Here is a 14,889-nt window from a genome sequence, read left to right as displayed (position 1 = left end):
ATTTACTGCCTATTTTAGAACGCATATGGAAAATTCTATTCAAATTCATTGTGAGGTGAAACCTTGTTTTTACGCGATTTCTAGATGCTTATCATAATTAATGTTTCTTATCTTGATGAGTTTTTAAAGTTTTACCAGCTTTAGATTTTGCTGATTTACTACTACTTTTTGAAGATAAAGTTTTACCTGCTTTTCCAACTTTTCCACCACTATGTTTGGCCATACTTTTCCTCCTCCTCTTTTTGTTGAAAGCTAAAGCTTGTTAAACCAACCTATTTATTCAAAGTCTATAGGTTCATTAGCTGTTTGATAAATATCAATTCTATTTTCTACATTAATTCTATTTACTAACCAACCTTTTAAACTGCACTGTTGGATAAAGTCATCAATTCTATTAACGCCATTAATTTCTTTTAATGTAACCACGACGCCAAAATGAATATTTTCACCATCATTGGCATTTAATCGCTCTTTGGTTTTAATACTCATTCCCCAAAGTCTATTTTCATATACTTTTTTTGCTTGTGATCTCGGAGTAAATTTTTCGCTGATATGCTTAATATTATCCCATTTTCTAAATGTTTTTCTAGCATCTTCCTCATATAGATAATGTGTTTCCTCTTCTATACTTTGTTTATTTTTGTTAATGCTATCCAGCTTATCATTATTATTAATTCGCCCAAAGTATATATCCAACTCTGTATTCGTATAATCTACGCCTTGATTTCTTGAACATTTTGGAAAGTAACATAAAGTAGCTTTTGCAACATAAGGATATTTATTATTATGAATAGGGACTGGGAAATTATAATTGAAGGTATCATATTTTTCAGATATCCCAGTTACAAGAAAGCGAATTTCATCATCGGGAGAATTGATTATGTCCTCTATTCTGATTGGAACAACTCCATGTCCGATTAGAGACAGTTTTTCAAAACTAGAATCATTTTGCCAACCGATAGCAGAATCAATTAGTAAAGCTTTAGCAATTTCTTTACTTAGCCCCATAATATCAATCAAATAAGAGAGCTTACGAGCAATCCACGGTGCAGCATAAGAGGTACCAGTTACATAAGCTTTGCCTAAAGGTTCACAAACAGTCATATAATTATCCGTAGTACCCCCATAGTAACTAACATCAGGTTTTGTAAAGAAAGAGAGGACTACTCCTTGACGAGTATATTCTGCGGGTTGTTTATCTAAGTTAACAGAGTTTACGATCATCGAGTTGATCGAATCTGCAGGTGCACCGATTCTTTTTTCCTCGTCTCTAGTTTTTTTATTTGTGCCAGCAATTACAAAAATAACATCATTTTCAAACTGTATTTGATCAAGAATAGCAGCTTCCGCAGAAATAAAATTCCTGTTCACTTCTTCATTAGAACCTAAAGAAAGATTCCAAACACGGATATCTTTATTGCTAGCTATAATTTCTTTAATTGATCGAATAATTGTGAAAGAATTGAAAGCTCTTTGAGTAGCTACACCAAAATGTCTGACCTTGAATCTACCACATCCATCGTCTAATAAAGGATTGATACTTGGACCATCTACAATTAGTGAACTAACAGCTGTACCGTGTCTGTAATCCTCAGGTTCTATTGGGATGTTCGGATCAATCATAGTATGAAATTCTACCCAATCGCTGAAATAAACACGTTCATCAAATAATGTATCTATGACACCAATTGTTGGTTCATCCTTAGGCTTGGGAATCATTGATGTGTCAGAATCAAAAGTTTCTATAAAATCACTAGGTGCTAGTTCAGTTAGATTTTCAGTGGCCATAGAAACAAGAAATGGAGCTTTTTGCATAAGAATTTCTAAATAGTTAGCATCTAATAAAATTGTTGTATCATTTATAATTTGATCATTAAAAACTTTGATACCTAACTTATTTAAAAGATTTTGAGTATCATTACCAGTTTCATAGATAGTTACGATGGAATTCTTTTTGAAATCAAAATCACTATTCTCAGTGTCAAATTTTTCTAAATAAAAAGAATCAACAATTATTTTTCGAAAAGATGATTTTGCAATTCCGTAAGGTTCAAAATTTATACGATCTAAACTTCCTTTAGGATTAAGAATACTATCAGTAATTTCACCACCGAATTCCATATTCAAAACGTTCAGAGCTTTTTTTCCTTTTGATATGGACTCTCTTATGGATTCAATAGAAACATAATGAGTGATAATATGTTTTTTCTTTTTACCACTCGAAAATTTTGCACCAACAATAGTATCGTTAGGTGTTTTTCCTTTATAGGATAAAAATTCACTAATTCTATTACTTTTAGCAGCTATTTTTATATAATAAGCACTTACTAATCCGCCATTAAAGATAGTTTGTGTACTCCAAAATCTTTCCATTTCAGTTAAATCATTGCACAAACTTTCAATTTTTGAACTAGTAACAATCGCTCCTTTAGGTAAGTTCTTAACAGGAGGACCCGAATCACGAGACTTTTGTTCAAATCTTCCTTTTAATTGTAAAATATCATTCATTTTATCCCTCCTTCAGCTCTCTTGAAACCTGACTTTTAGATATACCAGTCAATACCTCAATTTCTCTAACAGTAAATCCCATAAGTTGAAGTTCTTTTAAATTTATGTTGTTAGAATTTTTTACAATGAGTTTTAGTAATCTTTTTAAATAATCAAATTCGTTGGTTGGATCACTAAAGGCAAGAGATACTCTGATAATATTTTTTAGCTCTCCAGGATTTGGAATTTCTTTCATGTTTTTGATTATTTTTTTAAATAATTTCATATCTCTTCCAGCATATTTGAATTTTTTCAAAAGTGAATTCAATATAATTTCTGCTATTTCAATTAAGTCGTCTCGTTCATACCTATTGAAATTTATTACTGAATCGAATCTTCTAATTAAAGCTTTATCGAATTTTTCATATAAATTAGTTGTAGCAATTAAAACTACCTCTTCATTAAGCTTATCTAATTCTTTTAATATAGTAGAAGTGACACGTCCCATTTCTCTTAAATCATTGGAATTGACTCTATCAAGAGCAATGGCATCTATTTCATCAAATAGTATTAGTACCTTTGAAGGGTGCGCCAAACGATTAATTTCATTAAATACTGAAACTACATTCTTAGCTGTTTGCCCCATTTTACTATCAATTAACTCGCTAAATTCGACCATATACAACTGTCTATCTAATAATCGAGCAATTTGTTTAACTGATTCTGTTTTTCCGGTACCAGGAGCGCCTTCGAAAAGAAACTTATTAATTCCTACATGATGATTTACAGCATTTATGATGCCACGAATATCCTCTGCTATAGATTCAGGAAGTGGGAGAGGTTCAACATTGGGCTCGACTTTTTTGAAGAACAAACTTTCAAATACTTCACTTTGAGGAATAAACGTATTGACAGTAGATAACAAACTCATGATGTATTCAGAAAGTTGATGGTCACCTATTGAATCGAAATATCGAGCAATTTCGATCGCTTCATTTCTAAATTGGGCATCATTTTTTTCTGAGTGATATTTAATTAAATTTAATACATTCTGTTTCTTCATACTTAAGCCACTTCCTTTCTAAAAACATTATAGCACACTTTGGGACAAAAACAATAAAAATGGGACTTTATTGTCCGTTTTTGAAAATATCTATGTTGTTAAATAAACAAAAATTCTATAACTTATAACACACCAGTCTTTTTTAGTCTTGCCATGGATGCAAAATCACAATTGGGATATTATCATTATACCACAAAATGCGAACGTGAGTTCTTTTTAAGGGGATAGTTATTGACTTACTAATGATATAAATAAGTAAATCTTTTTTAATATTTGCACTTTAATATAGCTTAAAAGCATCCATGGAGTATTGAAACGGTATAACTCTAAATTAAAGCTAGATGCAGTTCGTACAAAATGCATCTAAAAAATTAAGAAGACTACCAAGCCAAATATAATAGCATGTAAACGATTTTGAAAGAACAAGCCTTTTGTAAAGACCATCTAAAAGTTTATTATCCTAGTTTTGCGGCCGATGTTAAAATGGATAGGAATTCCACACAATCTTTACTGTAAAATGTTTCTAAAAATATATAAGTAATAACGAAATATACTACCTCTTTTAGAACACATTTTCAAAACACATAAAATAAGCAAATTCATTAAAAACTAAATCTGTAGAAATTCTGTAATATCAAGCTGTTTCATACTTATTCAAAGGTATGAAGGGAAAACCAGGTCTCAAGAAAGCTCGTAAAGCTTCACAATTCTCAAAACGTTAATCTTTTTATCGAAGATTCGAGACATTCTCTTTTTGGAGAGTGTCTTTTTTCGTATCAAATGGTCAGTTTTAGTAATTTTTTCATTATTAATCGGTTCTTTTTACAACCAAATAATTTGATTAATACCTCTAGCATCGATGACCATGATCGAAGTTGCTCATGTATTGTTTATAGCGCATTGATATCTTGTTGAGTAATGGTTTTAATCGGTTGATTCTTCTTTGTCAGGAATTCTTTATTTTCATTTTCCGATGTCTTAAGGGTACCTTCTTCTATATTTATTAACTTCATGTCTATACGAACAACAATCTAAAATTATTGTACTATACCATGTTTATATAGACAACACAAGGAGGAAATACAAATGAACGAAAATGAAGGTGATAGAAAAGTGGAAGTGCTAATCAACGATTTATTAGCAGAACGTAAGATGTCTTTAAGAGAACTCGCAAGGTTGTCGGGAATTGAGCCATCAAATTTAAGCAATTTGGCAAATGGAAAAAGACAAAAAATTTATTTAGAACACATTGAAAGGATTGCAGATGCGTTGGAGATTGATGATATCTCGAGGATATTAAAGTTGAGTAGGAATGTCTAATTTCCCTGACTCATAGCGGGAGTAAGTGGTTTGGCTGATATTCAGTAGTTTAGCAAGTTGTTCTGGATTCAAGTCTTTGTCTTCGAGTAAGTCTCGAATTCTATGATACACAAAATCACCCCGTATGATACCGTTAATACGGTCAAAGAGATTACAGCATAATAACAAATTGTACACACTCGATTACATTATCCATCAAAAAGCATAAGGAAACATCAAAAAACCATAAATCAATTCTGTTATTAAATCATTTCCCTCAGATTTGGTCTTGCTTTCCAAAACGGGTTTCTATACAATAGAGGGGAATAGAAACCGAATAAAAAAAGGCACCCCGTATCAGAGTTGGCGCTCCAATACGAGGCCTTGAAAAGTCAAACACACTGACTAATCAAGTTGCCATAGTCAATACCCTAAGGTATCGACCTGTTTATTGTACCTAATATTCTGTTCTTTTTCTAGTAGGAAAAGCAGATTTTATGGTATTTTATGCAGGATGCCTTATGCTTATTTCGCTATGTCAAAAGGATTGGACAGTCGTCCAATCCTTTTTTTTGTGTTTTAGATGGGGAAGTTAAAATAACAGGTATTGACACATTTCATTTATAAAATAAAGTGTCGGCAAGCCTCGGTTTCTATTCGTCTATCAAATAATCAAAAAGTTCTGAGGAGGGATTCACATAGAAAGTGAAGTTGCTTGGAAACTGCCGGAAGGGATTTTTTAGATAAAAGAGGGGATGAAGCAATGAGAAAGAAAGACGAGTGTTGGCTAAAAAAGCGTGTAGCAACTGATGTAGTTTCGACATATAGTTTCGAGCAGTCGGACCAATTGACGGATACGATCAAACGAGAGATGCAGACATTATTTCCAATGTGCCGCTGTGTGGAAGAGGCAAATGCAGAGTTATATTTCAAAAAGGCAACGGATGCGCTGCTTGGGGATGAAGGATTTGAGATCAGTTATGAGCACAATCAGACAGTCGTTTATGCGAATGCTAGTAAAGGCTGGTTATATGGCTTCTTTGAACTTTACAAGTATGTGATTCGAACCACTGAGTTGCCAGAAAATCTGAGGTCGATTCCCAATCAAGCCATTCGTATGGTCAATCATTGGGATAATTTTGATGGGACGATCGAACGTGGGTACGCTGGAAAATCGATTTTCTTTTCAAACAATCAGTTTCGGCAAGACCATGAAACGGTACGCGACTATGCGCGTTTCTTAGCTTCCATCGGAATGAATGCGGTTTCTATCAATAACGTGAATGTTCGCGGAGATGCCAAATGGTTTATTACGGAACCGTATTTGATCGAGATTAAAAAGATCGCAGATACATTCGCTGCCTATGGGATTCGGACGTTTTTAAGTATCAACTTTGCGGCACCTTTATCCGTTGGAGGACTAATGACCGCCGATCCGTTAGCTGAGGAAGTTATTGCATTTTGGCAAAAAACAGCAGATACAATCTATCAGGTGATGCCGGATTTTGGTGGGTTTGTAGTCAAAGCTGATTCTGAAGGGGAACCGGGACCGTTTGTTTACGGGCGTGACCATAATGATGGTGCCAATATGCTGGCACGGGCGTTGCAACCCTATGGAGGGCTACTGATATGGCGCTGCTTTGTTTATGACTGTTTACAGGATTGGCGAGATCGTTCAATTGATCGTGCCAAAGCTGCCTACGACCACTTTATGAAATTAGACGGTACGTTTGAGGAAAATGTTATTTTACAGATCAAAAATGGACCGATTGATTTTCAAGTACGAGAACCCGTGACGCCGCTTTTTGGCGCGTTAAAATACACCAATCAAATGTTGGAATTCCAAGTGACGCAAGAGTATACCGGACAACAAAAGCACATTTGCTGCTTACTACCGATGTGGAAAGATGTGCTAGATTTTAATACGAAGCATCCACTTGAACACGCTACAGTAAAGAAGATTCTACCAGAGCAAAGTCCAAATCCTAAATACTCTGGCGTGGCAGCAGTCGTCAATGTCGGCATGGATGATAATTGGACCGGACACAAGCTAGGGCAAGCGAACCTTTTTGGCTATGGCAGATTGATTTGGAACAATGAATTAGGCACGGAAGCTATCCTTTGCGAATGGATCGATTTGTCCTTTGAGTTAGATGATTCTGCTAAAAAACGACTACTTGCAATCCTCGCTACGTCCTATCAGACCTATGAAAATTATACTGCCCCACTAGGTATCGGTTTTATGGTTCGTCCCAATCATCACTATGGGCCTGATGTCGATGGCTACGAATATGATAGATGGGGGACGTATCACTTTGCGGATAGAAAGGGCATTGGCGTCAATCGAACGTTAAAAGACGGCACCGGCTATGTAAGTCAGTATGCGGATGCTTGGTGTGAAACATACGAAAATGTAGAAACTTGCCCAGATGAACTTGTCTTATTTTTCCATCATCTGCCATACGACCATGTCTTACAAAGCGGCAAAACGATCATTCAACATATCTATGACACGCATTTCGAAGGCTATGAAAAAGTAGAGGAATATGTTACCGAGTGGGCTTCCTTACAAGGACAAATCGATGAAGAAAGTTATCAAAATGTCGCCGAACGATTGCAAGAACAAGTTCGTTCTGCTAGAGATTGGCGGGATCAAATCAACACGTATTTTTATCGTAAAAGCGGCATTCCAGATGCACATGGACGTCAAATTTATGCGTAAAAAGAGAAATAAGTGCTAGGTTTCAAAGAAGAAATAGCTCGTTTAGATCACTAAGAAAAAAGATTTCAACCAGAGATAAATTTTTTGTAATATAAGTTAGTTTATCCAACTTACTAAAAAGAATCAGGAGGAAGAGTGATGAAAAAATGGAAAAAACAATTGATAGTGGTAGGTTCTTTGCTTTCGGTATCACTGGTGTTGGCTGGATGCAATGCTGGGAGAAAAAAGACTGAGACAACGGGGAGTGGTGATCGAGTAGAAATCAGCTTTAGTTGGTGGGGAAATGATGATCGTCATCAGGCAACCCAGGAAATGATCGCTCATTTTGAAAAGGAGCATCCTGAAATTTCAGTAAAAGGAGAGCCGAGCGGCTTTGGCGATTTGGATCAAGCCTTCACGACGAGGTATGCTGGCAATACTTTGGCGGATATCACGACTTTACTCTACAATTGGGTGCCGCAATTCGGGCAAAATGACGGGTTTTATGATCTTAATACAATCGATAGTTTGGATCTGTCCACCTATGATCCTGATTTTTTGGCATTCGGACAAGTTGATGGAAAGCAGGTTGCCGTTCCTTATGGGGAAAATACTTTAGTTATGTATTTAAACAAATCCGAATATGAAAGACATGGTATTGATGTCACTACGTTGAAGACGTGGGACGATTATGTGGAAGCCGCTAAGAAGTTACCAGAAGGGACCTTTTGTGTCGTATCCCCAACTTGGCGTTTTCCGGTAACCATTTGGTTGCAACAAAAGACTGGAACGTCTGAGTTTGATGAACAAGGAAATATGAATTGGACAGAACAAGACTATTTAGAAGCGATGACTTGGTATAAGGAAATGGCAGATGCTGGGGTCTTCGTTTCAAGACAAGATTATTTAGAAAATGTCGGCTCGGAACCTGTATCCTTAGCCACCAACAAAAAGTGGATTGAAGGACAATATGCGGGTGGCATCGATTGGAATGCCAGTATGTCTTCTAATTATGAAGCATTGAAAGAAGTAGGGGATGAAATGGTCGTCGTTGACTACCCAATCGCAGACGGCGGCACCGAGGTGAATTTAATGTCAAAACCTTCACTGCTTTTTGCTGTTCGTAAAAATGTCGAGCATCCAGAAGAAGTAGGCACATTTTTAAATGAATTTTTAAATGGCGAGGAAGCAAATAAAATTTTGGGTCTTTCCAGAGGGATTCCTGCTTCTAGCAAAGCGATCGAAGTATTGACGGAAGATGGACAATTATCAGGTGTGATGAAAGAAGGCTTTGAGTACGCCCAAAGTGTCGCAAAAATCAACCAGACGCCGTTCTATGAAGATGGTACCTTAACGACTATTTACACTGCAGAAATGGAAGCTGTCGAATTAGGACGAACGGATTTAGAAACAGCTGCTCGCAACGTTTACACGAAAACAAAAGAACAAGCCGAAAAGCTTGCGAAAGACTATAAATTGCAATAGACAACTATCCGCATACTTTATGGGGGTGAATGGCTTTTGTTTGCTTCCATGAAGTGTCGTGAATCGTTGTCAAAAAGATTGGAGGGATTTTATGAAAAAGGAAAAAGTGGGCTTGATCTATGTAACCCCTTGGCTGATTGGCTTTTTACTGTTGACCGCTTGGCCGATCTTGTCTTCATTTTATTACTCACTGACCGATTATTCTTTGGCTCGTGTCGGACAGACACCTGCATTTTTAGGCATTCAAAATTATGTGAATCTCTTTAAGGATCAAACGTTTCTTGATTCGATGCGGGCGACATTAATTTATACAGTGTTTACTGTACCTTTTCAACTAGGGTTTGCGTTGTTCGTTGCGTTTATTCTGAATTTCAAATTAAAAGCCATCAATTTCTATCGGACGGCGTATTATATTCCCTCGATTCTAGGAGGAAACGTGGCCGTTGGTGTGCTTTGGCGATCAATGTTTCAACCAGAAGGTTTGGTGAATATTTTTCTAGGAACCGTTGGCATCGAGCCAATTAACTGGTTATCGACACCTACAGGCGCAATGGTCGTCTTAATTCTCTTGAAAGTGTGGCAATTTGGTTCCTCAATGTTGATTTTCTTAGCTGCATTGAAGGAAATCCCCCAGGATTTGTATGAGTCCTCGAGTTTGGACGGCGCATCAAGGGTGACCCAGTTTTTCAAAATTACGATTCCTTTGATCACACCAACCATTTTTTTCAACTTAGTGATGCAACTGAACAATGCCTTTCAAGAATTTAACGGTCCTTTTATTGTCACCGGTCGTGGTCCCCTCAATGCCACGTATCTTTCCTCGATGTTTATTTATGATAAAGCATTTAAAGAATTTGATATGGGCTACGCAAGTGCGGCAAGTTGGGTGTTGTTTGCGTTGATTGTTTGTTCAACGGTTCTTCTTTTCACGAGCCAAAAACGATGGGTCTATTATTCTGATGGAGGTGGGAAATAAATGGAGGCAACCCCTGTAGCATCTGCAAAAAAGAAGCACTCGAATAAGCATGATCAAGCACTGATTCGCTATGTTTTGTTGACGGTCGTTGCACTGATTATGCTGTATCCAATTATTTGGATGGTTGGAGCGTCCTTCAAAACAAACACAGAGATTTTCACATCAATCGGCTTCATTCCTTCAACGATTGATTTCCAAGCATATATTGATGGTTGGAACACCAAGGGCGATTATACGTTCACCTTGTATTTTATCAATACCTTTAAATACGTCATTCCAAAGATTCTTTTTACCGTTGTCTCGGCGACTCTTACAGCCTATGGGTTTGCTCGGTTTGACTTTCCATTCAAGAAAATCATGTTCTCGTTGTTAATGGCAACGATGTTTTTACCTCAAGTCGTAACCAGAATCCCTTTGTATCTCTTCTGGAATCGCTTGGATCTATTAGATACGTATGTTCCGTTACTGGCCAATTCATTTTTAGGACAAGAACCCTTCTTCGTGTTCATGATGATCCAGTTTATGCGTTCAATTCCAAGGGATCTCGATGAAGCAGCGATCGTTGACGGTTGTTCTTCTTTCGGTGTTCTCTGGCGTGTCCTGATTCCGGCATTAAAACCTGCCCTGATTTCTTGTGTGATTTTTCAATTCGTTTGGAGTTTCAGTGATTTCTTAGGTCCATTGATTTATATCACTTCACAAGACAAATTCCCAGTATCTCTTGCGTTGCGGCTCAACGTTGATCCATCTACTAATACCCCATGGAATCAAGTGTTTGCAATGTCGGTGATCTCATTGTTGCCAGCAATCATCTTATTCTTCAGCGCGCAAAAGTATTTTGTCGAAGGTGTCACAAGTTCGGGTATCAAAGGATAGGAGGTAAGTATGAATCCTTTCTTTCACGCTATTTCTGAGTGGACCGTTGCCATTGTCCACTCAGCCTATCGGCTTTTGGTTTATCAGCTGTATTTCATCCTGTCGAATAGTTTACTCCTGATGCACTTGTTTTTTCTTCGATTGACGCTGAATAATATTGTCTTCTTTTGGGTACCCCTAGTATTTTTTATTGCAAGTCTGTCCGCTCAATTCGGCTTATTTAACAACCCAGAGCATTTCTCGAATAGAAAGAACTATTCTCAGTACTATCGAGAATGCTTGAAGAAAAACTGGGGATTATATTTCTTGTATTCTCTGATCATTCTCTTGATCCTCTTTGGACTGAAAATACTGATAGTATATCAACGATCTGTTATGTTTTTGCCATTTGTCCTTACGAGCTGTTTTTTATTAAGCAGTATGCTCTTTGTCTTACTGATCTCAAGCGATTCTCGCGTCACTCAAATCCCATTTAAGAAGAAAATAGAATGGTCGTTGCTGATAAGCTACCGTTTGCCTTTAGTCACGGTTTATAATAGTGCATTTATTGGACTGTCAATTTTGTTAATGCAGTATTTCTCTTTGGCGTATCTTTGTTTTCTTAGTGGTGCAATCAATTACGGCGTGTATCGTAATTTGATTCGACGATTTTCACTTGATTTGTTTTTTGAGGAGTGGGGCAACAAGGGCGAACGGCTTGAAATGAATACTAATCAAAAACTGTAGCTTAAATTAAAAAAAAGAGGTCTTCTTATGAAAATAAAAAATCCTGTCTTATCCGGCTTTCATCCTGATCCGTCCATCATCCGAGTAGGAGATACGTACTATATAGCTAATTCAACGTTCGAATGGTTCCCTGGAATTCGTTTGCACGAATCAAAAGATTTGGTCCATTGGAAACTGCTGGATGCTCCTCTCGATTCAGTAGAGATGCTAGACATGAAGGGAAATCCGTCGTCTGGTGGAATATGGGCACCAGACTTATCCTATGCAGACAACAAATTTTGGTTGGTGTTTACCGACGTCAAAGTTGTGGATGGGGAATTTAAGGACATGACCAACTATTTGACCACCGCAACGAACATCCATGGACCGTGGACTACACCGATTCGATTGAATGGCGTTGGCTTTGATCCCTCTCTGTTTCATGATGAGGATGGCAGAAAATACCTCGTGCAACAGACGTGGGATCATCGAGAGTATAAAAATCCTTTCAATGGCATTACACTGACCGAATTTGATGTAGAAACCATGCAGTTGAAACCAGAAACTGCTCGAATGATTTATGAAGGAACGAATGTAGGATTAGTTGAAGGGCCGCATCTATACAAAATAAATGGGCGTTACTATTTATTTGTGGCAGAAGGTGGAACTGTCTTTACCCATCAAGAAGTCGTAGCTAGGTCCTCTTCACTGGAAGCTGATTCGTTCGAAACCGATCCTCATGGTCCTTTTCTAACCAATTACGATACGCCTCATTCATACTTGCAAAAGCAAGGACATGGGGCACTTGTGTCTACTCCGTCAGGCGAATGGTACTATGCATCGCTATGTGCCAGACCCTTACATCGAGAAAACGAGTCGGTGACAAATCCTCGCGGATGGTCAACTTTAGGACGTGAGACCGCCATTCAAAAAGTTGAATGGGATTCGGAAGACTGGCCAAGAATCGTTGGTGGACATGGGGGACAAACAAGCGTGGAGGCACCTAAAGATGCAGCACCTACCGAAGTTTTGAGTAGCCGCTCTCATTATGATGACTTTAGTGAGAAGCAGCTCAATAAAAACTGGCAGACCCTTCGTGTACCATTTTCAGCAGAGATGGGCAGTGTAGGCGATGAGAAACTAGAACTAATTGGAAAAGGAAGCTTAACAAATCGCCATGATCTTTCAATGATCGCACGCCGTTGGCAAACCTTTTATTTTGATGCAACAACAAAAGTAAAATTTGATCCATTTTCTTACCAACAAATGGCAGGACTAACCAATTACTATAATGACCAACACTGGTCCTTCATTTTTATCACTTGGAATGAAGAAAATGGAAAAGTAATTGAAGTAGCTGAAAACAATCAAGGAACCTATACGTCCTACTTAAGAGAAAATGCGATTACCATTCCAGATGATGTGGATTTTGTCTGGTTCAAAACAAAAGTCCGCAAGCAGACCTATAGATATGCGTATTCCTTTGATGGAGAAACATGGCATGATTTACCAATCGAATTTGATTCTGCTATTCTCTCGGATGATTATGTGTTACAAACTTGCGGCGGCTTCTTCACCGGAGCATTTGTCGGACTAGCAGCGGTTGACTATGCAGGCTATGACACAAAAGCTGTGTTTTATGAATTTGATTATCGAGAGATGGATGAGGAAGGGCGCAGTTAATTATTATATTGATTTAGAGTAAACTCATTTTTTGTGAGTTTACTCTTTTTCGCTAATTTCTTTCAGTTGGCGGATGAAAAAGTGGATACCCTTAGGTGCTGCATTTTTTTTCAATCCTGATTGGCGATCTTAGTTTTCTGAGATTCCCCTAAAAAGCTCATCTAACAGCTCCTAACCTTATATACATTTACATATCTAACTCTTATCTTTTCGCTTTTAGTTAGTTAAAACGCAAAAAATAAAGGTGAATCCGAGCTATTTTTAAATAATTAACCAGATAATCTTCCGATTGGAACGGTTAAATAGTGAATGATTGGTAGAAAAGAGATTAGAGGATGCGAGTTGTGATAAGTAAACTCATAAAAGAAGAATGCTAGAAAAGTAGAGAAAAATAGGATTAATGAAATAATCGAGATCCTTATTTTTTTACAATTTTCGAAAACCATAAATGAATTGAAGGAAGCTTAGTGTGGGTGAAAGAATAATTACAAAAAAATATTGACTTAAAAAAATGGCTATGGTAATCTATAAACGAAAATAGTGGGAACGTTTCCAAAATGCATCTTCGTTAAATTTTTATTTTTTTAAACGAAAATGGAAACGTTTCTAAAATGTATTGGGAGGAGATTGAATTGGAAAAGACATTGGGACCAGGTGGTGAGATAAGGGCGGTACAACGGGATAAAAAAAATATCTCGAAGTGGGAAAAATTAAAGAAACAGTTGCGTCGTGATAAGTGGATGTACTTGTTGCTCTTACCAGGTATCATCATGACGTTTATCTTTAAGTATGTGCCAATGTACGGTGCTGTGATTGCATTTAAAGACTATAATCCTATGCTAGGAATTTTGGAAAGTCCTTGGGTAGGACTAGATCACTTTAGGGAATTTATCAGTTCACCAAATTTTACGCTTTTGCTGAGCAACACATTAAAAATTAGCATTTATGGTTTATTGTTAGGTTTTTTTCCACCAATTATTTTAGCACTGAGCTTGAATCAAATTGTCAATAAAAAAATAAAACAGAAAATCCAGTTGATTCTATATGCGCCGAATTTTATCTCAGTAGTTATTATCGTGGGGATGCTGTTTTTGTTCCTATCCGCAAATGGACCCATTAATGGGTTAGTAGAAAAGGTTACGGGGCAACCAATTATGTTCATGTCTAATCCAGCTTATTTCAGAACGATTTATATTTTATCGGGAATTTGGCAAGGAATCGGCTGGTCATCCATTCTTTACACCGCGACGCTGGCGGGAGTCAGTACCGATTTATATGAGGCAGCAAATATCGATGGGGCAAATATTTTACAAAAGATTTGGCATATCGATTTGCCTGCATTGAGGCCTGTGATGGTGATCAGCTTCATCTTGGCCGCCGGCGGTATTATGAATGTAGGATATGAAAAAGCCTACTTGATGCAAACTTCAATGAACATCCCTGCCTCAGAAATCATTTCCACTTATGTATACAAAGTCGGCTTGCAATCAGGTGATTATGCCTACTCTGCTGCTGTTGGTCTGTTCAATATGATTATTAATGTCGTTTTATTACTGATTGTCAACAATATAACCAAGCGGCTAAACGATGGTCAAGGCTTGTAATGAAAGGAGA

11 protein-coding genes and 1 pseudogene are annotated in these 14,889 nt (G+C 37.2%); 8 read left to right on the top strand and 4 right to left on the bottom strand.

The genetic code is table 11. The features are described from left to right. Nucleotides 1–97 precede the first annotated feature (97 nt). From IGI88_RS06265 to IGI88_RS06255, 3 genes are read right to left on the bottom strand one after another with little or no spacing between them, the layout of a single operon-like run. Nucleotides 98–223: a hypothetical protein gene (locus IGI88_RS06265; RefSeq protein ID WP_256662170.1), complete on the bottom strand. Its 126-nt coding sequence runs from the start codon at nt 221–223 to the stop codon at nt 98–100. A 53-nt stretch (nt 224–276) separates the two neighbouring features. Then, complete coding sequence (locus IGI88_RS06260) at nt 277–2,508, bottom strand: S8 family peptidase (protein ID WP_142437268.1); 2,232 nt, start codon at nt 2,506–2,508, stop codon at nt 277–279. 1 nt (nt 2,509) lies between these two features. After that, entirely contained in the window at nt 2,510–3,550 is a 1,041-nt protein-coding gene (locus IGI88_RS06255; RefSeq protein WP_142437267.1) for an ATP-binding protein, read from the bottom strand. 1,086 nt (nt 3,551–4,636) lie between these two features. Between IGI88_RS06255 and IGI88_RS06250 the strand changes: the two genes are divergently transcribed. After that, nucleotides 4,637–4,870, top strand: a complete 234-nt coding sequence (locus IGI88_RS06250) for a helix-turn-helix domain-containing protein (RefSeq protein WP_142437266.1) — start codon at nt 4,637–4,639, stop codon at nt 4,868–4,870. Here the strand turns inward: IGI88_RS06250 and IGI88_RS06245 are convergent. Continuing rightward, nucleotides 4,853–4,981 (bottom strand): annotated as a pseudogene (locus IGI88_RS06245) (helix-turn-helix transcriptional regulator); the annotation flags it as partial. The gene IGI88_RS06250 and the pseudogene IGI88_RS06245 overlap by 18 nt on opposite strands. Before the next feature lie 631 nt (nt 4,982–5,612). Here IGI88_RS06245 and IGI88_RS06240 point away from each other — a divergent pair. The 7 genes from IGI88_RS06240 to IGI88_RS06210 all read left to right on the top strand — a co-directional run bounded on the left by IGI88_RS06240 (nt 5,613) and on the right by IGI88_RS06210 (nt 14,879). Beyond that, nucleotides 5,613–7,571 carry an alpha-glucuronidase gene (locus IGI88_RS06240; protein ID WP_142437265.1) on the top strand — a complete coding sequence of 653 codons (1,959 nt, stop codon included), beginning with the start codon at nt 5,613–5,615 and terminating at the stop codon, nt 7,569–7,571. 138 nt (nt 7,572–7,709) lie between these two features. After that, nucleotides 7,710–9,035 (top strand): ABC transporter substrate-binding protein, encoded by a 1,326-nt coding sequence (locus IGI88_RS06235; RefSeq protein ID WP_142437264.1) that lies wholly within the window; start codon nt 7,710–7,712, stop codon nt 9,033–9,035. 91 nt (nt 9,036–9,126) lie between these two features. Continuing rightward, the gene (locus tag IGI88_RS06230) at nt 9,127–10,011 is read left to right on the top strand and encodes a carbohydrate ABC transporter permease (RefSeq protein WP_016621141.1); all 885 of its coding nucleotides are present in this window, start codon (nt 9,127–9,129) and stop codon (nt 10,009–10,011) included. Continuing rightward, nucleotides 10,012–10,887, top strand: coding sequence for a carbohydrate ABC transporter permease (locus IGI88_RS06225; RefSeq protein ID WP_086298878.1), 876 nt, complete (start codon nt 10,012–10,014; stop codon nt 10,885–10,887). Nucleotides 10,888–10,896: 9 nt separating this feature from the next. Further along, nucleotides 10,897–11,613 (top strand): hypothetical protein, encoded by a 717-nt coding sequence (locus IGI88_RS06220; protein WP_142437263.1) that lies wholly within the window; start codon nt 10,897–10,899, stop codon nt 11,611–11,613. Between the two features lie 27 nt (nt 11,614–11,640). Then, entirely contained in the window at nt 11,641–13,275 is a 1,635-nt protein-coding gene (locus IGI88_RS06215) for a glycoside hydrolase family 43 protein (protein ID WP_142437262.1), read from the top strand. 611 nt (nt 13,276–13,886) lie between these two features. Next, entirely contained in the window at nt 13,887–14,879 is a 993-nt protein-coding gene (locus IGI88_RS06210; protein WP_086298875.1) for an ABC transporter permease, read from the top strand. The last annotated feature ends 10 nt before the right edge of the window (nt 14,880–14,889 follow it).

Origin of the sequence: Enterococcus sp. AZ179 (assembly GCF_050498885.1) — a bacterium.
Lineage (GTDB): Bacteria > Bacillota > Bacilli > Lactobacillales > Enterococcaceae > Enterococcus_D > Enterococcus_D entomosocium.
This window is presented reverse-complemented; position numbering and strand designations above follow the sequence as displayed.